This window comes from Vibrio sp. 10N.239.312.C11 (assembly GCF_041466065.1).
In the GTDB taxonomy this organism is placed as follows: Bacteria; Pseudomonadota; Gammaproteobacteria; order Enterobacterales; family Vibrionaceae; genus Vibrio; species Vibrio tasmaniensis_A.
The window spans coordinates 1-20,986 of sequence record NZ_JBFSRZ010000038.1 but is presented as its reverse complement, the minus strand read 5'-3'; the positions used below and the strand labels follow the sequence as shown (position 1 = coordinate 20,986).

General features: G+C 43.8%; 19 protein-coding genes. 15 read left to right on the top strand and 4 right to left on the bottom strand.

Going from position 1 to position 20,986, the window contains the following annotated elements; translation table 11 throughout:
* The first annotated feature begins 5 nt into the window (after positions 1 to 5).
* The 4 genes from ugpE (at position 6) to AB6D07_RS15820 (ending at position 3,844) form a co-directional block, all read left to right on the top strand.
* Entirely contained in the window at positions 6 to 848 is an 843-nt protein-coding gene (gene ugpE / locus AB6D07_RS15835; RefSeq protein WP_012601047.1) for a sn-glycerol-3-phosphate ABC transporter permease UgpE, read from the top strand.
* Entirely contained in the window at positions 838 to 2,148 is a 1,311-nt protein-coding gene (locus AB6D07_RS15830; protein ID WP_017102492.1) for a sn-glycerol-3-phosphate import ATP-binding protein UgpC, read from the top strand. Before ugpE ends, AB6D07_RS15830 begins: the two co-directional genes overlap by 11 nt.
* A 56-nt stretch (positions 2,149 to 2,204) precedes the next feature.
* A complete protein-coding gene (locus tag AB6D07_RS15825; RefSeq protein ID WP_017102493.1) occupies positions 2,205 to 2,924 on the top strand; it encodes a glycerophosphodiester phosphodiesterase family protein in 720 nt (239 codons plus the stop codon).
* Between the two features lie 182 nt (positions 2,925 to 3,106).
* Positions 3,107 to 3,844: a sulfite exporter TauE/SafE family protein gene (locus AB6D07_RS15820; protein WP_017102494.1), complete on the top strand. Its 738-nt coding sequence runs from the start codon at positions 3,107 to 3,109 to the stop codon at positions 3,842 to 3,844.
* A gap of 104 nt (positions 3,845 to 3,948) precedes the next feature.
* Here AB6D07_RS15820 and AB6D07_RS15815 read toward each other — a convergent pair whose 3' ends face one another.
* The 3 genes from AB6D07_RS15815 to AB6D07_RS15805 all read right to left on the bottom strand — a co-directional run bounded on the left by AB6D07_RS15815 (position 3,949) and on the right by AB6D07_RS15805 (position 6,195).
* Positions 3,949 to 4,722: a murein L,D-transpeptidase family protein gene (locus tag AB6D07_RS15815; RefSeq protein WP_017102495.1), complete on the bottom strand. Its 774-nt coding sequence runs from the start codon at positions 4,720 to 4,722 to the stop codon at positions 3,949 to 3,951.
* Between the two features lie 2 nt (positions 4,723 to 4,724).
* The gene (locus tag AB6D07_RS15810) at positions 4,725 to 5,207 is read right to left on the bottom strand and encodes a GNAT family N-acetyltransferase (protein WP_017102496.1); all 483 of its coding nucleotides are present in this window, start codon (positions 5,205 to 5,207) and stop codon (positions 4,725 to 4,727) included.
* A gap of 211 nt (positions 5,208 to 5,418) precedes the next feature.
* Positions 5,419 to 6,195, bottom strand: a complete 777-nt coding sequence (locus AB6D07_RS15805) for a glycosyltransferase family 25 protein (RefSeq protein ID WP_009846298.1) — start codon at positions 6,193 to 6,195, stop codon at positions 5,419 to 5,421.
* A 603-nt stretch (positions 6,196 to 6,798) separates the two neighbouring features.
* Between AB6D07_RS15805 and AB6D07_RS15800 the strand changes: the two genes are divergently transcribed.
* The 5 genes from AB6D07_RS15800 (at position 6,799) to AB6D07_RS15780 (ending at position 11,245) form a co-directional block, all read left to right on the top strand.
* Positions 6,799 to 7,779, top strand: a complete 981-nt coding sequence (locus tag AB6D07_RS15800; RefSeq protein WP_017101754.1) for a Gfo/Idh/MocA family protein — start codon at positions 6,799 to 6,801, stop codon at positions 7,777 to 7,779.
* 163 nt (positions 7,780 to 7,942) lie between these two features.
* On the top strand, positions 7,943 to 8,104 hold the full coding sequence (locus tag AB6D07_RS15795; protein ID WP_009846296.1) for a hypothetical protein: 162 nt from the start codon (positions 7,943 to 7,945) through the stop codon (positions 8,102 to 8,104).
* A gap of 346 nt (positions 8,105 to 8,450) precedes the next feature.
* On the top strand, positions 8,451 to 9,083 hold the full coding sequence (gene grxB / locus AB6D07_RS15790) for a glutaredoxin 2 (protein WP_017101756.1): 633 nt from the start codon (positions 8,451 to 8,453) through the stop codon (positions 9,081 to 9,083).
* A gap of 312 nt (positions 9,084 to 9,395) precedes the next feature.
* Complete coding sequence (locus tag AB6D07_RS15785; RefSeq protein ID WP_017102497.1) at positions 9,396 to 10,073, top strand: hypothetical protein; 678 nt, start codon at positions 9,396 to 9,398, stop codon at positions 10,071 to 10,073.
* On the top strand, positions 10,073 to 11,245 hold the full coding sequence (locus AB6D07_RS15780) for a serine protease (protein ID WP_017102498.1): 1,173 nt from the start codon (positions 10,073 to 10,075) through the stop codon (positions 11,243 to 11,245). The genes AB6D07_RS15785 and AB6D07_RS15780 overlap by 1 nt, the downstream gene beginning before the upstream one ends.
* Before the next feature lie 167 nt (positions 11,246 to 11,412).
* Here the strand turns inward: AB6D07_RS15780 and AB6D07_RS15775 are convergent, their stop codons facing one another.
* Positions 11,413 to 12,246 (bottom strand): pyruvate, water dikinase regulatory protein, encoded by an 834-nt coding sequence (locus tag AB6D07_RS15775; RefSeq protein WP_009846294.1) that lies wholly within the window; start codon positions 12,244 to 12,246, stop codon positions 11,413 to 11,415.
* Positions 12,247 to 12,424: 178 nt separating this feature from the next.
* On the opposite strand from AB6D07_RS15775, the gene ppsA reads away from it, so the two are divergent.
* The 6 genes from ppsA to AB6D07_RS15745 all read left to right on the top strand — a co-directional run bounded on the left by ppsA (position 12,425) and on the right by AB6D07_RS15745 (position 20,748).
* The gene (gene ppsA / locus AB6D07_RS15770; RefSeq protein ID WP_017102499.1) at positions 12,425 to 14,797 is read left to right on the top strand and encodes a phosphoenolpyruvate synthase; all 2,373 of its coding nucleotides are present in this window, start codon (positions 12,425 to 12,427) and stop codon (positions 14,795 to 14,797) included.
* A gap of 202 nt (positions 14,798 to 14,999) precedes the next feature.
* Positions 15,000 to 16,334 carry an MATE family efflux transporter gene (locus tag AB6D07_RS15765; protein ID WP_017102500.1) on the top strand — a complete coding sequence of 445 codons (1,335 nt, stop codon included), beginning with the start codon at positions 15,000 to 15,002 and terminating at the stop codon, positions 16,332 to 16,334.
* Between the two features lie 496 nt (positions 16,335 to 16,830).
* Positions 16,831 to 17,496 (top strand): transcriptional regulator, encoded by a 666-nt coding sequence (locus AB6D07_RS15760; protein WP_017101763.1) that lies wholly within the window; start codon positions 16,831 to 16,833, stop codon positions 17,494 to 17,496.
* 24 nt (positions 17,497 to 17,520) lie between these two features.
* On the top strand, positions 17,521 to 17,904 hold the full coding sequence (locus AB6D07_RS15755; protein WP_017101764.1) for a RidA family protein: 384 nt from the start codon (positions 17,521 to 17,523) through the stop codon (positions 17,902 to 17,904).
* A 37-nt stretch (positions 17,905 to 17,941) separates the two neighbouring features.
* Positions 17,942 to 19,348: a cation:dicarboxylate symporter family transporter gene (locus tag AB6D07_RS15750; protein ID WP_017102501.1), complete on the top strand. Its 1,407-nt coding sequence runs from the start codon at positions 17,942 to 17,944 to the stop codon at positions 19,346 to 19,348.
* A gap of 77 nt (positions 19,349 to 19,425) precedes the next feature.
* The gene (locus AB6D07_RS15745; RefSeq protein WP_017102502.1) at positions 19,426 to 20,748 is read left to right on the top strand and encodes a CoA-disulfide reductase; all 1,323 of its coding nucleotides are present in this window, start codon (positions 19,426 to 19,428) and stop codon (positions 20,746 to 20,748) included.
* Positions 20,749 to 20,986: the final 238 nt, after the last annotated feature.

Below are 20,986 nucleotides of genomic sequence, written 5' to 3'. Positions count from 1 at the left end.
TATTTATGAAAAGTAATAAGGTCTCTGACCACCTAATTTTAATTGCTGGGATGCTGTTTATGTTGGTCCCTATCTGGCTCATCTTCGCTAGCTCGACGCATAACCCAAACACCATTGTCAGCGAAGGCCTGCAATGGCTACCAGGCGATAACTTTACGGCCATTTATAGCGAAGCTTGGAACAAAAGCATGGGCTTCAGTGGCGAAGTCACCGCCAGCAAAATGATCGCCAACTCAATGATCATGGGGCTAGGTTTTGCGATCGGTAAGATCATCATTTCGATGATGGCCGCCTATGCTTTGGTCTACTTCAGGTTGCCTTACGCCACAGCTTGGTTCTGGTTGATCTTCGTGACGCTTTTGCTGCCATTAGAAGTGCGCATTATCCCTTCCTATGAGGTTGTCGCTGGGCTTGGACTTCTTAATAGCTACACAGGTTTAATTCTGCCTTTGATCGCCTCAGCCACCGCGACGTTCTTTTTTAGGCAGTTCTTCAAAACCATCCCCGATGAATTGTTAGAAGCAGCTCAACTAGATAATGCAGGCCCATTTCGATTCTTTGTCGATATCTTGCTGCCTCTTTCTAAAACCATGATCGCCGCGATCTTCATCATCATGTTTGTGGTGGGTTGGAACCAATACCTGTGGCCAATCATGATGACTACCGACGAAGGCTACAACACCATCGTGATGGGCATCAAACAAGTACTCAATAATATCAATGAAACCAGTTTACCGCGCTATGACTATGCTTTCGCCATGGTGATTTTAGCCATGTTGCCACCCGTATTAGTGGTGGTTGTATTTCAGCGCTGGTTTGTAAAAGGGCTAGTAGAAAGTGAAAAATAACAACGACACAACTCAAATGAACAATAACCGCATTCAATCACTCGATGAGTACAAGACGTCTCACCAGCCTTCTCACCAAGCTATCCACAAAAATACAGAGGACACCCCTATGCCAAAGCTAAAACAAACGTTAGCGCACAACCAAGCCACTCACGATCGTACGCGCAAAGCTCCCATCATGCTGGGTATCAAAAACTTGGTAAAGACGTATGAAAACGGCCATCAAGCCGTCAAAGGAGTCTCGCTTGATATCGATGAGGGTGAGTTCCTTGTTTTGGTGGGTCCTTCTGGTTGTGGCAAGTCTTCAATCCTACGTTCCATTGCAGGCTTGGAAAGCATTTCTGGTGGCGAGATTCATTTAAGTGGTCGCCGTGTTGATAACGAAAAGCCAGCTCAGCGTGATATCGCGATGGTCTTCCAGAATTATGCGCTCTACCCGCATATGTCGGTTTACAAAAACCTAGCTTATGGCTTAAAGAACCGAGGTGTTAGTCAGCACCTTATTGAAGAGAAAATTGAGAAAGTCGCCAAAACGCTGAAAATCGAAGAATATCTAGACCGCAAGCCAGCCAAGCTTTCGGGTGGTCAACGTCAACGTGTTGCTATGGGACGAGCGATCGTTCGCGATCCACAACTTTTTCTGTTTGACGAACCTTTGTCTAACCTAGATGCCTCACTGCGTGCTCACATGAGATTAGAGATCAAAAAACTGCAACGCGAACTTGGCGTGACCAGTGTTTACGTGACTCATGACCAAGTCGAAGCCATGACACTGGCTGATAGAATCGTGGTGCTCAACAAAGGCCAGATAGAGCAAGTCGGGACGCCACGAGAGGTCTACCACCAGCCAGCCAGTACTTTTGTAGCGAGCTTCATTGGCAGCCCTGCAATGAATTTTTTACCAGCAACACTCGATGACGGATACCTTGAGATTGGTGATCAGCAAATGTACTTACCCGAGTACGCCCACGTAAAAAATACAGCTATCACACTTGGTATTCGTCCAGAGCACTCTGAAATTGGTTCAGAATTGATGATGAATACCTTGCCTCTTGAACTGCGTATCAGTGTGGTTGAGCCTTTGGGTCCAAATCAATTGGTTCATGGTCTGGTGAACGAGCAGCCCTTCATTGCAGTAACACCCGAAACGACACTGTGCCAAGCCGTCCCCCTAGCGCTAAGAATCGATAAATCCAACCTGCATATTTTTGACAATCTTGGCAAACGCATTCACCCAAATAACTTCACATCACAGGAGTCACACGAAGATGCGACAAGCTTAACGACGGCTCTCGCTTAATCGAGTACACTGATATTTAATGCGTTTTTACGGTGCGTCTTTAAGAGGGATTAATTATGTCGTCTATCATCGTAGGTCATAGAGGTGTAGCAGGTACTCACCCAGAAAATACCAAAGCAAGCATTGAACAAGCGGCGAAACTCGGTTTGAAATGGATTGAAGTTGATATTCAGCCCACTCAGGATGATCAACTTGTGGTTTGTCACGACCACACGCTTGAGCGCTGCAGCGATGGCAAGGGTCGTGTCGACGAACATACCCTTGCAGAACTGCGTCAGCTTGACTTTGGCTGTTGGAAGTCTGAGCAGTTCGCGGGTGAGAAAATACTGACGCTGGAAGAGTTGCTCGCGCTTGTTGAGCTGTATGATCTCAGCGTCAACCTAGAAGTCAAAGTCGATAGCCGACATCAAGCACCTCATGTCGTGGATTTGCTGCACACCGAGTTGATTCATTCAAATCTAGACACCGACAGAATTTTGCTTTCAAGCTTCAGCCATCAAGTCGTTGCTGAAATCGCTCGTCATTTGCCTAGATACCGTGTTGGTGTGATCACAGAGCAACTGACTCAAGATGATCTTATGCTGATTGATGAGGTTAAAGCGTTCAGTTGTCACATGAACTACGAGCATCTGAAGCAGAGCGATCTTGACACACTTGGTGAAGCAAACATTCAAACATGGTGCTACACCGTCAATGATCCGTCCCGCTTCAAATTTCTCTCAAAAGTAGATGCTGTATTTACTGATTTTCCGAATCAGTTCAATCCTATAAATTGAGCTCGTAAATACCGCAAAAATAGCCCCGATAAACTTTAAAATAAACTCCCGGGATGCCCTAAAATTAACTCTCGGGAAACCATAAAATTAAGTAGCAAACACAAGTGAGTAGGAGTACATTCCGCTACTCACTTGGTTTCACCGCTCGCTCTATTTAGACAGCTTCATTGGTTACTTAATTTATGGATCTCATTTTTAGTCCAACCTTCCCTATTTTGGGTGCAATCTTCATTTTTGCCGCTATTGTTCGTGGCTTCTCAGGTTTCGGTTTCACCTTAGTGGCATTGCCGTTAAGCGCGCTATTCGTCCCCGTTATCGAACTGGTTCCCGTTTTCATGCTGATCGACCTGTTAGGCAATATCCAATTGCTACCGAAGGTTAAACATCACGTAAATTGGCGATGGGTTTCAAAGGTATTTATCCCTTGTTTGGCCTTCACGCCCGTCGGCTTGCTGTTGCTCAAATCCGTTAGCCAAGACACGATCATCTTGATCATCAGCGCCTTCATTTTTGCATCTGCACTTATGATCTACAAAGGGTTCCAGTACAAAAGAGAGCCTAGATTTGCTCCCTATATTCTAGGCAGCCTTGCTGGGGTAATGAACGGCGCGGCTTCGATGTCAGGGCCTCCAATTGGCACTCATGCATTGGCAAGCCCAGTTGCTCCGCACATTGCTAGAGCCGGCCTGATTGCCTTCTTTGTCTTGGCGGATTCCACTGCATTTGTTTCGGCATCTATCGCTGGGTTAGTCGATCGTGATGTGGTCTGGCTTACTCTAGCACTCTTACCAAGCAGCATGTTTGGCGGTTATGTGGGTTCTAAACTATTCGAGAGATTTGGTGGAGCGAAGTTTAAGCCAGTCACCATTGCATTGCTTATCGTGATTGCGATATTCAGTGCTGGTCGAGTCCTACTGTAACTGGCTTTAGCGGTTAATTTCGGAAGTTGGTTTTACGAATTGACTACGGAAATTGACTGCGCTAATTGATTCCGCAAATGATTAATAAAATTGGGTACCAATGACTACCATTCGATATGGATAGGGGTACCCATTTTTACAAGTTGGAGAAACTCATCCATATCTTGATTGGTTAATGCGATACAGCCATCCGTCCAATCAAAGCTTTGAATAAAGCTCGGTGAGCGGCGCTCACCATTTTTAATACCGTGGATCTTGATGTTCCCTCCAGGGTCGACATCATTTTCTTCAGCCCACTGCATATCCGAAGGTTGCGGGTAGCTGATATGCACCGAGCGGTGAAAATCCGATTCTTCCATCACATAATCGAGCTGGTATTCCCCTTCAGGTGTTCGGTTGTCTCCTTCAAAACGTTTATGCCCTTTCGGTTGTTTCCCTAACGCAATACGAAACTCTTGAATGACCTCGTCACCCTTAAGTAGGTACATTCTACGTTTCGATTTATCAACTTTGACTAAGGTGACCACTTGCGACAGAGAGTCTGCCTCAGAAGAGGGACCGGTTAGAGTGTAAGACTGTTGAGAAGAGCTTTGAGGGGGACGTTTAGATGAACCTTGAGACAGCTGGGCAACTTGTTCGCCAGAGTTACTGCTAAGAACATCATCCACAATAATCACATGTTTGGAATTTGAGATCACTGAAGAGGTTGAGTTAGAGGAAGACGTTGAGACACGCTGAGAGTGAGCCGGTTTCGACTCGAATACAATGGTTTCGATTGCCGTCGCGTCAGAAATTATCTTTTCAACCACAACCTTTTCAGCTTGCACACTCGAAGCTACAAACAGTAAACACAGTGATAAAGGAAAAAATAGACGCACCTTTAGTTCTCCTCAAAGCGCATGGACATGGTTCGTGATTGAGTTTCCATGCCTAACGATTCATAGAAACCCTTAGCTTGCTGATTAAACTCCATCACTTCTAACCTAAGCTCAATAGCACCGCTCGCTTGCGCCCACTGATTAAACGACTTCATCAACGCTTTGCCGACGCCTTGGCTCTGAACCTGATCGTTTACCACAATCGTATTCACTCGCGCTATTTTGTGAGACTGAATGAAGCTTACCCCTTTATTCTGCGTTACCTTCCCCACCAAGAAACCAACAACCTGTTGAGCGTCAATCGCAACTAAGAAAGAGCCAACCGGATCAAGCATCAATCCCAACCAATATTCTTCACTATCAGCTAAGCCATGAGAAGCGGAAGCAAATACTATAGGGGCACCAAGATGATGTTGACGATTTATTTGCATAGAGAGCTCTAAGATCGAGCTAATATCAGTTACCTTAGCGTTCCGGATTTGCATATCACTACCTTTTTAAATTCAATAACACCTTAGCAAAAATAGCTTAGCTGTGCACCGTCCTACTCTTTTAACAAAACTTTCGAGCTAGAGCTTGATACCACTAATTACATGACACGATAACGAAGAACAGCTCCCAATTGGGAGCTGTTCTTATATCTAAATCTCGGTTCGTTCTAAACGAATGACGTAAAATCAATCAGATAAGAAACGATTAAAAACCGTTAAACATTTTGGGTCTGCTTTTTTTGATTATTACGGTATAGGTCAAATTGAACAAACCATTCATAGCGACATCTCTAAACTTACTTAAGAATTTTAGAGTTTTAATACGGAGTGATTTTTTTGTTCTAGAAGACCGATTCCCAATGACTGAGCCACCTTCTCCCCCGGTTAATCCTGCAGGAGATATTCCGTAAGTTGGTTGCTTATGAAGCCATACATTTCTAATAAATACATCTACTGGGTAGAGGAATCGTTCACTTTTTTCTATAAAAATTTTCGCCACATGCGGTGTGATCATATAGGCAGTGGTGCATAGTGGTGTTTTAATATGTCGCACTAGACTTTGTTCGTCATCGAGATTTTCAACGACATAATTATACTCTCTCTTAGTCGAATAATTTTCCAATCTCATAAAACCACACTCTTCAATATGCTTACTGGCAAATTGAACCGTTTTTTCAAATACATCGACATCAACAACAACATCGTCTTCGAAGACAATAACTGGTTGATTTAACTGAATGCATCTTTCCCACGCTAAATAGTGACTACCATAACACCCGATCTCACCAGGAACGGCGATCCTTCCATTTAGTGCATAAAAGGCGGTTTCATCATAGAAATCCATCAAAGGATGAGGTTTAGAGGACATAGCATCAACAGCACTCAACTTTTCAATATCTAGAGACTTAATATTTAAAAGTTGCTTTTGGCTGGATAAAAATCGTTCAGATTTACGTTCTAGCGCAATAATAAGAGATTTCACAGTAAAAAAACACCTATTGCTAATAATTTAACCCATAAGAAATTAATATAAATATCAACAAAAGTAACCCCCCTATTTCTCATAATTAGAACCAATCTAAAACAAATGTTGTTCATTATTCCAATTATGTTCAACTTCGTGACTCTGTAACGTAAATTGCTCCCAATCGATAACATTTATTGTCTTAAAATGTTATCAATTACTAAACAAAGTGATATTAAAACACCATAGGTTAATTGCGCGATTACATATAAATACAATTGCACACCAATTCAGCTTGTATAATATTTCTTAAGAATTGACGAGAGGATATAATCAATAGATCTTCATTCTTTGGGTATTGAGTCTTTTATATTAAACACTTCCAATAAACCACCAATTGAGAGAATACAATCGGTCACTGAAACTAACCTGCACCTCCCACCTCAGAAACAACACAACAAAAGACTTTATTATGATGCTCTACAAAGCTCAGGTATAGACGAGTTAATATTAATATCAGGCTAAAGATCTTGGAGAATTGTTCCGCAAATCTCAGAAACAATGCTAGCCATTGAGTGCTACTATCTTCATAGAATTAATATACTAACTATTGGATACCTTATGATTAAGTTCGCTGTAATTGGAACCAATTGGATTACAAAGAAATTTGTTCAAGCTGCTCATGAGTCACAATCAATGCAGTTGGCTGCTGTTTATTCACGAAATCTGGCCAGCGCGGCACAGTTCGCCCAAGAATTTAACGTTGAAACGACGTATGACTCACTCGACGCATTGGCAAATGACAACACAGTTGAAGCCGTGTACATCGCTTCACCAAACTCACTGCACTGCGAGCAATCTATCTTGATGATGGAACACGGCAAGCATGTCATCTGTGAGAAGCCTGTCGCATCGAATATTGAAGAAGCAACACACATGTTTGAGGTCGCTCAGAAGAACGGTGTGGTGCTGTTTGAGGCGTATAAATCTCAGTATCTACCGAACTTTGAGCAAGTTCAACTCGGCTTAAAAAAGATAGGCAAAGTGCATAAAGCGCACATCAACTACTGTCAATATTCATCGCGTTACCAGAAATACCTAAACGGCGAGAACCCAAACACCTTCAACCCAGCTTTCTCTAATGGTTCATTAGTCGATATTGGCTTCTACTGCGTAGCCGCGACTGTTGCTCTGTTTGGTGAACCTGAGAATGCACAGGCTTCGGCAAAGCTACTTGACTCAGGTGTGGATGCGCATGGCTGTGCGATCTTCCAGTATCCAGAATTTGATGTAACCCTTGCGCACTCTAAAGTCAGCGACTCTTACGTACCAAGCGAGATCCAAGGCGAACAGGGATCGATCATCATCGATCACATTGCAGAATGCACCGACGTTAAGATTCGCTATCGTGATGGCACGGTAGAAAACCTTACTCAAGCACAAAGAGAAAACTCCATGAGTTACGAGGCCCAAGCCTTTGCAAACTGCATTGCTGGTGACAAAAGTACACAAGCTCAAGCCAAACTACGTGCTTTAACCGTTGCCAAGTTAATTACAGATATGCGTCAACAAGTTGGTGTCGTTTATCCCGCCGACAAATAACACCCCAAGCATGTTAACCAACTGATTTTTAAGAAATGCCGATTTATGCATAACTAAATTTAATCTTTACGACAAATAACCGGATTAGTTGATTGGGATACCATCTGTTTAAATCCGCGTTCGATATCTGTCGTATTTATTTATTTTATTGAAGGTGTGTAAAGTGTTTTCAGTTGATGATCGCGTTGTTGCAACAAAAGGTGTTGAGCTAGGTGAAATGGTAGTAATTGGCCTAAGTGCTGGTGGTGGCTACGTTCATGTTACAACAGTAGAAGGCGCAATAATGACGCTTACTTACCCTGCAAAAGACCTTAAAAAAGCATAGTTAACCGCTCCGCTCTTTTAGTCGTCACTCTGCTAAAGGTAACAAAATTGAGGCTTTGGCTGACTTCATTCTTCTGCATTAGAGTGAGCAGCCAGAGCCTTTTTTGTGCCCGTGATTTACCCACCAGCTTCCCCACTAATTTACTCATTACCATAAAGTCCAATCCAACGGACAATAGAATTCAGTAAAGAGTATCTACACTAAATACTTATTGTCTGGTAGTGCATGCTGTTTATTAGTGCTAAGCGTTTACTGGAACTTGGCATTTATTGTGCTTAGTATTCGTAAGAGTTTCTGGTACATTAGCATTATCTTATGCTTGTAATGACCATGAATGAGGGAAGCTATGAAGCTTTACATTTACGACCACTGCCCTTTCTGTGCAAGAGTTGCCTACATTGCTCAATCTCTCGGCTTGAACATCGAACTTGTTTCTGTGGATTATGATGATGCCCAAACCCTTATCGATCTGATCGGTAAAAAAATGGTGCCCGTCTTACAGAAAGACGATGGTTCTATTATGGCCGAAAGCCTAGACATCATTGCTTATTTCATGGATTTGAAATCAAATGATGAGCAACGTGAACCTTCAGAGCAGGCTACTCTTTTCCAAAGCCGATCTTTCCCTCTTACTCAACAGATCGGACGCCCACGTTGGTGGAACCTCGACTTGGCTGAATATCGTTCGGCTGGAGCAAAAGAAGCTTGGCGTGTTAGTAAAGAGACCGAAGGCTTTAATTTTGAAGAGCTCTTAGAAAAGACCCCACAATACGTTCAACTGATTAACCCATTGCTGAAAGATGCAGAGCTTCTATTGGAGCTAGAGAATGGTGAATCATCGCTACCTTTGATTGATCAAGCTCTTTATTTCTCAATGCTTCGCGGTTTCTGTGTCGAACCAAGTATTGAATGGCCACCGGAACTTGATCACTGGATGGAACGCAAAAGCAAGGAGCTTGGTGTCGGGCTGCTTAAATAGACTAAAAACCGAAGCCTAGTGCTTCGGTTTTTATTTATGTTTCAAATTGATTTCTGACCCGTCCTAAATAAAGCGGACAATGCCCAAGCAGAAAATTGGAAAGTAGCATGAATCAGAACTCAAGAAGCTGAGAAACGGTTTGAATGGGATGAATCAAAATTGTCTTAGATATATAGAACGTCAAATTCCCATCACGACATCATGGCGCTCTTTTTGACCTTTATTCAATAAAAATAGACACTTACAAACCGCTTACATTTGTCTCATAATTACCACATATAGTTCAGTGACTTTATATAAAAGGAACTAACAATGAGGCTTAAACTTTTATCACTTGCTTTGATTTCCGCCGGATCAATTGCATCAGAAACAGAAACACTTTCCAATATTTCTACAGAACAAAGCGAAACGCTTTTAGTCACATCAAAATTTCACGGATACAAAACAGAGAATGATAGTGAATTTAGATATGTTGATACCGTTGATTTAAACGGCATAGATTGGGCTTTTTGGTACGGTGAAAACCGTTCACAATCAAAGCCAAAAACAAACCTTATTAGCGATGTAAAAACATTTGGTGAGTTTGAATTCCAAGCTCAAAAACCAGCTCACGGCAATGAATACTTATGGAACAGTGGCAGCTCTAGAGATTTTCTGGGCGAATCAAATCATGCCATTCTCGTCAAGCATGGAGGTGGCTTTGAGTTTACCGTAAAGCCCGGCAAAGCTGGAGAATTCAAGCTAGATCTGTATACACATAACTGGCTTGCTATGTCAGAGTTCACAGCATGTTTGAAAAATGACTGTGTAACCATTACAAACTACTACCCGTCGCACATATCAACGACAAAGAACAGTGTCGAGTTTTCAACTCATACGACAACAGATGAGCTAACAATCACATATAAAGCAAAGAACGATCAATTCAGCTGGAAAGATAACGCCCCTTACCATGCGCTAGAAGCAATCAATTTAAGTGAGGTGAAATAATGAAAAAGCTATTAGTTGCAACAGCGGTTTTAGCCTCATTTTCTGCAAACGCTGGTTTGACCCGGCTTGATCGATCAGTTCAACAACACAAAGAATTTGCATTGCAAACAAAGTTTGATTTTGCTTGTAAGATGAATGCAGGTTCAGCAACGCTAATTGACCCGTTTTGGGTCATCACTGCAAGCCATGTAAGCGGCTCGAAATCTGACGGGTATCAAAACACTGTGACCTGTTATTCATACGAGAAAGACGAAAACGGCGTTTATCAGCAAATAACGCACAAGGTTGCGAGCACTAATCCGGCGGGTCAATTGGGAGAATACAATTTCCCGTATAAAAATGATCGCGGTTTTGGTGATTTCGCCCTTGTTCGACTAGATACGCCGATCACAGAAATCGAGCCAGCAAAACTACCTAAAGAGGGGATGTTTGATTACTCGAAAGTTTACCAGGTTAATCAAATTGGTTACGGCAATTACAACCACAGAAACGGCGGAACTAAACAGGTAATGCACAGTGAATATGAAGATCGCTGGCTTGCTGAATATTCATATGATTTCCGTACATTAGAAAAGACGGACTTAAACTGGCTTACTATTCATGGTGATTCAGGTTCAGGCATCACCATTGAAAAAGACGGTGAACTTTACTTAATAGGTGAGATTGGTTTGCAGTATAGCACCAGTGAAATCGGCGGCTGGACTGATACATTTGATGATGTGATCGCGCGTTTACCATTCATTCACAAGACGATGAAAGAGCATGGTTTTAGCTATGCCGAGCCAATTGATTTTGACGCTATCAAATGGACGTCGGAAACCCAAAACGATATTGATAACTTGCATGCATTTTATTCTTACTGGCGCGCTAGCAACGTTGATTTCAATGAAACAAAATGGCTAAATGATGGAAGTATTCAAAGCGCGTTCTATGCGACAGAGAGCGATAGCTACACGATTGAAACAGTAATAGAAAAAGGGCAAAAGCCTTTTGATGTATTTATTGATGGTCGACAAGTTGCTCACAATGTAGACGCAACTGATCAGGCTTTGAAACTTACTCTAAACGCATTTAAAGCAAAAGGCGATTTAGTGAAAGTAGAGTTTAAATTGATTGAACCAGGTGAGAACTTAACTATAGATCATTTTTTGGTTAAGTCGGTTGAACAGTAATATTTGATGATTAGCCCCAGCCTTATGGCCGGGGCTTTTTATTAAAATACACTTAACTTGGGTTTCACGTTTACGGCTTTATCAGAAATAGGTTGTTATTTTCAGGGACGCTGATGAAATTGCCACCTCGAATAAAGCAGCAAGATCGCTAGAGCACAAACGAAAGATCAAAGAAGTCGGCGTCTCAACCCTGTACGTTCCAAGATTCGTGTCGAAATCTCTTCAACAGACAGTGACGAGGTGTTGATGTATGGAATGGCTTCACGTCTGAACAAACCTTCTACCGTTTGCAGCTCATACAAACATTGAGAGTCACTTGCGTACTCACTGCCTGCTAATCGATTTTCACGGATCTCGGTCAGCCTTTCCGCATCAATCGTCAAACCAAACAGCTTATGACGATATATCTCAAATTCCGGTAGCAACCTTAAGCGAGCAATATCATCATGGATAAACGGATAATTTGCGACGCGTAAACCAAACTGCATTGCCATGTACAAGCTCGTTGGCGTTTTACCGCTGCGAGAGACACCCAACAAGATAATGTCTGCCTCTTCCAAGCCTTTTAAAGTAATGCCGTCGTCGTGCGCTAACGTGTATTCGATAGCAGCAATACGGTCGAAGTATTTGTCCGAGTCTTTATTAACGCTACGAGAACGCTGCAGCTTCGGCTTAGGCGCCATTTTCGTATCATCTTGCACTTTCTGCACGATACTCTCTAACACGTCATAACAATGCGCAGGCGCATCTAACAGCTTGAGTTTTATCTCCGGAATCACAATCGAGAAAAAGACCAAAGGTTCATGGCCTGTTGCTCGATATGAAATCTCGATCTCTTTCAATAAATCAGAAAGTTTGTCTTCACTTTCGACAAACGGGAAGGTTTTTTCATTAGCTTCGAATGGGAATTGACCTAGAACAACATGCCCTAAAGTCTCACATGTTATGGCCGTTCCATCAGAAACATAGAATACATCACGACTTTGGATATCAATTTGCATTTTTTATTTAATGTTTAAAATTATTTTGAGTAGGATGGGAACCATAATATATATAACGAAACCCTGCTGACTATTACGTCCCCCACAGCTTTAGAAAATAATTTACATTTTTTTAAACTGATACGTAATCGTTTGCCTTTAAATCCCTACAATGCTTGCTATGTTTCTGGAGAAATAAATGCAAAATAACACCCTATGGTTCAATGGCCTTTCCATGGAAGATGTCGACAAAGTCGGCGGTAAGAATGCTTCACTTGGCGAGATGGTTTCTAACCTAGCCAACGCTGGCGTATCAGTACCTAATGGTTTTGCTACCACATCTTATGCGTTTAATAACTTTCTTGACTACAAAGGTCTTGATGAGCGCATCCACCAACTCCTTGATGAACTTGATGTTGAAGACGTTGACGCACTGCGTAAGACAGGTGCAACAATTCGACAATGGGTTCTAGACGCACCCTTCCCAGAATCACTAGAGCAAGATATCCGTGATAACTACCGCGAACTGATTGAAGGCAACGAAGAATTGTCTGTTGCGGTTCGCTCATCGGCAACAGCTGAAGACCTTCCAGATGCTTCTTTTGCAGGCCAACAAGAAACCTTCCTTAACGTGAAAGGTATCGATGCGGTTATCGAAGCAACGAAACACGTGTTCGCTTCACTGTTTAACGATCGCGCCATCTCTTACCGAGTACACCAAGGCTTTGATCACCGTGGCATTTCATTGTCTGCGGGCATCCAGCGCATGGTTCGCTCAGACAAAGCTTCTTCAGGTGTGATGTTCACGCTTGATACTGAATCAGGCTTCGACCAAGTGGTATTCATCACCTCTTCTTGGGGCTTAGGTGAAATGGTCGTGCAAGGCGCGGTGAACCCAGATGAGTTCTACGTTCACAAGCCAATGCTAGAAGCGGGTCACTACCCAGTGGTTAAAAAGACGTTTGGTTCCAAGTTGATCAAGATGATCTACTCAACCAACCAAGAGATCGGCAAGCAAGTTGATATCATCGACACAGATACTCAAGAGCGTAACGAGTTCTCACTGAACGATGAAGAGATCAAAGAATTAGCAAAACAAGCGATGATCATCGAGAAGCACTACCAACGTCCAATGGACATTGAGTGGGCAAAAGATGGCATCGACGGCAAGCTTTACATCGTTCAAGCTCGTCCTGAGACAGTATGTTCTCAAAGTGACCAAAATGTCATTGAGCGTTACGAGCTAAACAACAAGGCGGATGTCTTGGTTGAAGGCCGCGCTATCGGTCAGCGTATCGGTTCAGGCCCTGTTCGCTTGGTCGACTCTCTAGACCAAATGTCACTGGTTCAAGAAGGCGACGTACTGGTCACTGACATGACAGACCCGGACTGGGAGCCTGTGATGAAGAAAGCCTCTGCGATTGTGACTAACCGTGGTGGCCGTACTTGTCACGCAGCAATCATTGCTCGCGAGCTAGGTATCCCTGCAATTGTTGGTTGTGGTACCGCGACAAACAGTCTGAATGACGGCGACACCGTAACAGTGTCATGTTCAGAAGGCGAAACAGGTTACGTTTACAACGGCGAACTCGGCTTTGAAATCAAACGTTCTGAGGTTGATGAGCTACCAATGCTGCCAACTAAAGTAATGATGAACGTGGGTAACCCAGATCGTGCCTTCGACTTCGCTCAAATCCCGAACGAAGGTGTTGGACTTGCTCGTCTTGAATTCATCATCAACAAGATGATTGGTATTCACCCTAAAGCTCTGTTGAACTTCGATGAGCAAACGGATGAGATCAAAGCTGAAATCAACCAGCGTATTCGTGGCTACAAAGATCCTATCGATTTCTACGTAAGCAAGCTAACAGAAGGCATCGCGACTATCGCTTCTGCATTCTGGCCTAAGCGTGTGATCGTACGTATGTCTGACTTCAAGTCGAACGAATACAGCAACCTTGTTGGCGGTAAAACATTTGAACCACATGAAGAGAACCCAATGCTAGGCTTCCGTGGTGCATCTCGTTACATATCTCCAGTATTTGAAGACTGTTTCGAGCTTGAAACTCAAGCGCTAAAACGTGTACGTAACGAGATGGGACTGAAGAACGTTGAAATCATGATCCCATTCGTTCGTACTCCGAGCGAAGCAGCATCGGTTATCGATATTCTGGCTAAGTTTAACCTACGCCGTGGCGACCAAGGTCTGAAAGTCATCATGATGTGTGAGCTTCCATCGAATGCGATTTTGGCTGAGGAATTCTTGAAGTACTTCGATGGCTTCTCTATCGGTTCAAACGACATGACACAGCTGACACTTGGCCTAGACCGAGATTCAGGTGACGTTGCTCACTTATTCGACGAGCGTAACCCAGCAGTGAAAGCGATGCTGAAAATGGCTATAGATGCAGCAGCTAAAGCGGGTAAATACGTAGGCATTTGTGGCCAAGGCCCATCTGACCATGACGACCTAGCTGAATGGTTGATGGAACAAGGCATCAGCTCGGTTTCACTAAACCCAGATACGGTTATCGACACGTGGTTGAAGCTTGGTAACGTTGCGAACAAGTAACGCTTAGCGTCAACAAGTAGATATAAAGTCAACAAAGCCAGTCATTGCGACTGGCTTTTTTGTTCACCGAAAGCCAACAAAGATAACCTGCCTAGCATAACAAACATTGGTATCGCGCTGACCTTACGTTATCCTTTACACAATTCTTCATTGAGAGGTTTGTCACCAATACAAACCTAACTTCAAGACCGATAAGAGCGTTATGAATTCTACTACCGCAACTCCCTCGCCTTCTCTTGGCCGACAACTCTATACAATGACGTGGCCAATGCTGTTTGGGGTGCTTTCTCTAATGAGCTTCCAGCTTGTCGACAGTGCTTTTATTGGCCAACTGGGCGTACTGCCGCTCGCTGTTCAAGGTTTCACGCTTCCAATACAGATGATCATCATCGGTATTCAGGTCGGGTTAGGTATCGCGACAACCGCGGTAATCGCGAGAGCCATTGGCGCGAATGAAACGCGCTACGCTAAGCAGCTTGGTGGATTAGTGATTGCGATGGGCAGCGTGAGTGTCGCGCTTTTCTCCGTCATCATCTATCTGCTGCGAGGGCCAATTTTACAATTGTTGGATGCGCCACCGACAGTATTACCGATCATTGATTCTTATTGGATCTATTGGCTAGCCAGCTCTTGGACAGGTGCACTGCTCTACTTTTTCTACAGTGTGTGTCGTGCTAATGGTAATACCATGCTGCCCGGTTCAATGATGATCGCGACCAGTATCATCAACTTGATATTGGACCCGATTTTCATCTTTACGCTCGACATGGGCATCAATGGAGCCGCCATTGCGACCATCTTAGCGTTCGGTGCGGGTATCTTTATCGTTGCACCAAAGGTCACCAAGAAGCATTGGATGACCTTCGACTGGCACGACCTCGACATCAGCAAGAGTGTTCGCTCCATTGGTAACATCATGGGGCCTGCGATGATCAGTCAATTGCTGCCACCCGTTTCATCCATGTTTGCGACTAAACTGCTTGCTGGCTATGGCACCGCTGCCGTTGCAGCTTGGGCGCTAGGTTCACGTTTTGAATTCTTCTCGATTGTCGCTGTGCTAGCACTAACGATGTCGATGCCTCCGATGATTGGCCGCATGTTGGGAGAAAACAACCTAGGTAACATACGCAAGCTCGTTAAGATTGCAGTGATGTTCGTATTGGGTTTCCAATTAGTGATTGCACTGGTGACTTGGTTGTTCTCAGGCGGACTGGCAAGCCTAATGACCAGTGAAAAAGAAGTCTCGACGATTTTAAACTATCACCTACTGATCGTACCTATTAGCTTAGGGCCATTAGGAATCTGTATGCTGATGGTTTCTGTCTCTAACGCTCTGGGCAAGTCCTACACCGCCTTGACGATTTCAGCGCTGCGCCTGTTCGCCTTCTTCTTACCTTGCTTGTGGGTTGGCTCTCAGCTTGCGGGTATTGAAGGCCTATTCTGGGGCGCAATGGCAGGTAATGTGCTTGCTGGCACCTGTGCATGGTTTATGTATCAGCGCGCGCTAAAACAAGTCGAGCTTAAACTGCCAGGCTAATAATCAAACAGAACACTCCAAAATAAATAAAGCAGCAACTTCAGCTGCTTTTTTAGGATCTAAATCCTAGCTTGCATCCTATTAAAAAGCTGTTTTTTGTGAATTTAACTCTCTAATACAACCTCATTTTCAATTAACCACCTATCTTTACTCACCACCACATTCGCAAGGTAAATTCTTGATTGCCATGCATTTACAATACCAATCAATCCGACTTTTTGCCTTTCCTTATAACTTGTCCTAGATCATCAAAGGGTTCAAAAATGCAACCTTTGGTTTTAAATATGTAAACCTTGATGCGGTTTAAGAAATTAAACCTCATTTGGCTACCTTTGGTGATCTTGTTCAAATTCCGCTCGTGATATATGTCTAAAACTTACGATTTGTTGATGTTTTGAACGCTCGCTTCAGGTTTACAGAAGTTTACCGCATCTTGCGGGGGTACCACCAAAGGGGTAGATTTCAGTCATTGAGTTCAAAAATGTAAACCGAAATCATGAATGTAAAACAAGTTCGATTCACCGATGAAGACAGAGAATGCTTAAGCAATTACTTCCGCTTAGCAGACACTATCGCCGATTTGATTGGTCCTTACTGCGAAGTGGTCATCCATTCATTTGAAAGCTTAGAAAACTCAGTCGTGAAGATCGTCAATGGTCATCATACGGGTCGTGAAATTGGTTCACCGATCACCGATTTAGGTTTACGCATGTGGAGCACGTTCGAGAAAACTGGCGAAGTTTCTCCGAAGAGCTATTTCACCAACGCAGCAGATGGGTCCCTACTGAAATCAACCACCTGTGTGCTGGCTGGTCCACAGCAAAAACCTATCGGCATGCTGTGTATCAACATGAACTTATCTTTCCCATTCCCAGAAATCGTCAAAACGTTGATGCCGCAGTGCAATGTGCCGCAAACCATTGTAAGCGAGACATTCAGCAACAATGCAAACGACGTCATTCAACAAGCATTGAGTTCAGCCATTAACGAGGTTGACCAAGACGAGTCGGTTTCCTTCAAAGGTCGTAATAAAGCCATCATCCGTTGCTTATTTGATAACGGCGTATTTGAGCTAAAAGAGACGACTACACAAGTATCAGAGCAGCTTGGGATCAGCCGTCAGGCGGTTTACAAGTTTATCCGTGAATTTAAATCAGAATAAAACCAATAATTTAGGAGTTACATCGTGAAACAGATCATTGCCACTGAACAAGCACCTGCAGCTATCGGCCCTTACTCACAAGGTACGTCTTACGGCGACATGGTTTATACATCAGGCCAATTACCTCTCGTTCCAGAAACCATGAAGTTTGTCGAGGGCGGCATCAAAGAGCAGGCTCGTCAATCTCTTGAGAATTTGAAGGCTGTTTTAGAAGTAAGCGGGGCTGGCTTAGACACAGTATTGAAGACTACCTGCTTCCTATCAGACATGGAGAACTTCGTTGCCTTTAATGAAGTGTATACCGAGGTGTTTGGGACTGAGAATGCACCTGCTCGCTCTTGTGTTGAAGCAGCACGACTACCAAAAGACGCACTGGTTGAAGTTGAAGCCATCGCATACAAAAAATAACCGATTTAGGTATTAATGGGTATCATAGGAGATTCTCATGAGCGTTTCATTTATCGCATTAAGCGTACTGTTCTTTGGGTTCTACGCACTGCTGTCGAACTTCAAAAAGCAAAAGAAAAGTTTTAACTTCCGCGTACTGAGTGCGCTTGCTGCTGGCTTGTTGTTCGGTGGCGCAATTCAACTTGTTTTCGGTGTCGGCAACGTTGCGACATCTGGCTTTGCTGAACTGATTTCCGTATTCGGTAAAGGCTACATCAAACTTCTACAAATGATCGTTATCCCACTGGTATTCGTGGCGATGATCTCTTCGATCATGAACGTCGAAGGCGGTGGTGCGCTATCTCGAATCGCACCAAAAATCATCGGTATTCTACTTTTCACTTGTGCAATCTCAGCAGCCGTTGGTATCGCAAGTATTTACCTATTTGGTATCGATGCGAACGCGCTAGTAAGCACAATCGGCACAAACAGCGCGATTGAAGCTCGCGGTGATTCTCTGGTCGCAACACAAGATGCAATGGCGAGTAGTGGTCTGTCTGGTATGGCTCTGTCTATCATTCCAACCAACATCTTTGACATGCTAACGGGGTCTCAACGTACTTCTACGTTATCAACTGTACTGTTCGGTATGTTCCTTGGTTACTGCATCCTTCAAGTGAAAAACCGTAAGCCAGAGAAAGTGCAAAACTTCGTTGATTTCATCAACTCTGCAAAAGAAGTGGTGCTTTCAATGGTACGTGAAATTCTGAAGCTAACGCCTTACGGTGTATTCGCTCTGATGACTACGTTCATGATGACCAACGACCTGTTCGCACTAGCAGAAATGGGCCGCTTCCTTCTAGCAAGCTACGTAGCAATTGGCGTTATGTTCGGCATCCACTTCGTGATGGTGTCAATGTTCGGCCTTTCTCCTGCCAAGTTCATGAAGAAAATCTGGCCAGTACTCGTGTTCGGTTTCGGGTCTCGTTCAAGCATGGCAGCTATTCCACTAAACGTTGAAACACAAACTCAGCGCCTAGGTGTAGACGAAGAAACAGCAAACATGTCAGCGACATTCGGTACCAGTATCGGTCAAAACGGTTGTGCCGGTATCTACCCAGCAATGCTAGCAATCATGGCGGCACAGGTCATGGGCATGCCTGTAGACTTGAGCTTTATCCTACAACTGATCGCTGTTATCGCAATTGCTTCATTCGGTATCGCGGGTGTTGGTGGCGGTGCAACGTTCGCAGCAGTAGCGGTACTGACCATCATGGGTCTAGACATCACAGTAGTCGCGATTCTAGTGTCTATCGAAGCGCTAATTGACATGGCTCGTACCGCGCTGAACATCTCTGGCTCTATGTTGTCAGGCGTTCTTACAGCGAAGAAGAATGGCTCACTGGATACTGAACAATACGACGCTGACGTTACAGCGACAGTATCAAAAGAAGCAGCAGTATAATTCTCAAACTTAATTAAGAGCACTCCACGTGAGTGCTCTTCTGTTTTTCCTGAGTTCAGGTTATTTAGGTAGTAAATATGAAAGTTGTTGTTATAGGCGGTAGCGCCGCGGGGATGAGTTTCGCAGCAAAATACAAACGTAATCAACCATCAGACGAAGTCATCGTTTTAGATAAGCGTAGCTACATCTCTTTCGGAGCCTGTGGCCTACCTTACTTTGCAGGCGGCATGTTTGATGACACCGAACGGATGATCTCCCGTACACCAGAACAAGCCATCAAATCAGGTTTAGATGTTCGTGTAGACACAGGAATGGTGTCGTTCGACCGCACTGAAAAGCAAATTACGGTGCGTCACCAAAATGAAGAAAGCGTCATCGATTACGATATGTTGGTCATTGCAACAGGTGCACGACCAATCGTTCCACCATTCGGTGAATTCAATCCAGAACACGTATACACACTAACAAGTATGGAAGATGGCTTAGCAGTCAAAGAAGCGCTTAAAGACGATAACAAACAACGCGTGTGTGTCATCGGTGCAGGCTTTATCGGGCTGGAAGTCTTTGATGCGGCACATGGCTTAGATAAGCACGTGACGATTATCGAACGTGAACAACACATCATGAGCCGTCAGTTCAGCCCAGAGATCATTGAAGTTGTCGAAGGTGCAATTCGAGAATCCGGCGCTGACCTTAAAACAGGGTGCAGCGTGTCTGCGATTCGCGATGCCGAGCAAGGTGGTTACATCGTAGAAACCGACAATGGCAACGTAGAAGCCGATGTCGTGATCCTGTCACTCGGTTTCAAACCAAACACGGAAGCATTCGAATTACCAAAAGCTCAAAATGGCGCGTTGTTGGTAAATGAATATGGTGCCACTGAAGACGCTTACATCCATGCTGTAGGTGACTGTGCCGTTGTCCATCATATGGCACTAGGCAAACCCGTTTATGTTCCTCTAGCAACCACAGCCAACAAACAAGCGCGTATGATGGCAGACAAGCTAGCAGGTAAAGATACCTATATGTCAGGCTTCTTGGGGTCGTCTTGTTTGAAAGTACTCGATTACGAATTGGCGTGTACCGGCGTATCTGAACTTCTGGCGAAAGAACACAGCTTGGACGTCAAAGTATCAACGATTTCAGATAAGAACCAAACCGATTACTACCCAGGCCAAGAAGACATCAAGGTGAAGTTGGTTTATCACCCAGAAACTAAGGTCCTTTTAGGTGGTGAAATCGTAGGTAAGAAAGGAGCCGTTGGCCGCATCAATGCACTGGCCGTAGCGATCACAGCCAAGATGACTACTCAACAACTAGGCTACATGGATTTCTGTTATGCCCCACCTTTTTCACGTACTTGGGATGCTTTAAACGTGGCGGGTAACGTCGCTAAATAAGCGAGCTGATTGTACAAATTCCAAAGAGTATTCATTGAGACATCAAAGCAGAGCGATTACGCTCTGCTTTTTTAATGCCTTAACTCTACGAACCTTATAACTAGATAATATAACGACTTATCTAGTGTTTTTGAGCTCTCTTTTAGCAAATTCAAGATGTAAAAAAGCCCGCTGATTTCTCAGCGGGCTTTTCAATGGTGGTGGAGGGATAGGGATTTGAACCCTAGAACCGCTATTA

Bases quoted from the DNA above. Each gene is read 5' to 3' on its own strand.
- AB6D07_RS15780 (WP_017102498.1), top strand. From the start codon at position 10,073: ATGAAAAAGCTATTAGTTGCAACAGCGGTTTTAGCCTCATTTTCTGCA.
- AB6D07_RS15810 (WP_017102496.1), bottom strand. From the start codon at position 5,207: ATGCAAATCCGGAACGCTAAGGTAACTGATATTAGCTCGATCTTAGAG.
- grxB (WP_017101756.1), top strand. From the start codon at position 8,451: ATGAAGCTTTACATTTACGACCACTGCCCTTTCTGTGCAAGAGTTGCC.
- AB6D07_RS15825 (WP_017102493.1), top strand. From the start codon at position 2,205: ATGTCGTCTATCATCGTAGGTCATAGAGGTGTAGCAGGTACTCACCCA.
- AB6D07_RS15750 (WP_017102501.1), top strand. From the start codon at position 17,942: ATGAGCGTTTCATTTATCGCATTAAGCGTACTGTTCTTTGGGTTCTAC.
- AB6D07_RS15760 (WP_017101763.1), top strand. From the start codon at position 16,831: ATGAATGTAAAACAAGTTCGATTCACCGATGAAGACAGAGAATGCTTA.
- AB6D07_RS15745 (WP_017102502.1), top strand. From the start codon at position 19,426: ATGAAAGTTGTTGTTATAGGCGGTAGCGCCGCGGGGATGAGTTTCGCA.
- ppsA (WP_017102499.1), top strand. From the start codon at position 12,425: ATGCAAAATAACACCCTATGGTTCAATGGCCTTTCCATGGAAGATGTC.
- AB6D07_RS15785 (WP_017102497.1), top strand. From the start codon at position 9,396: ATGAGGCTTAAACTTTTATCACTTGCTTTGATTTCCGCCGGATCAATT.
- AB6D07_RS15765 (WP_017102500.1), top strand. From the start codon at position 15,000: ATGAATTCTACTACCGCAACTCCCTCGCCTTCTCTTGGCCGACAACTC.
- AB6D07_RS15800 (WP_017101754.1), top strand. From the start codon at position 6,799: ATGATTAAGTTCGCTGTAATTGGAACCAATTGGATTACAAAGAAATTT.
- ugpE (WP_012601047.1), top strand. From the start codon at position 6: ATGAAAAGTAATAAGGTCTCTGACCACCTAATTTTAATTGCTGGGATG.
- AB6D07_RS15775 (WP_009846294.1), bottom strand. From the start codon at position 12,246: ATGCAAATTGATATCCAAAGTCGTGATGTATTCTATGTTTCTGATGGA.
- AB6D07_RS15820 (WP_017102494.1), top strand. From the start codon at position 3,107: ATGGATCTCATTTTTAGTCCAACCTTCCCTATTTTGGGTGCAATCTTC.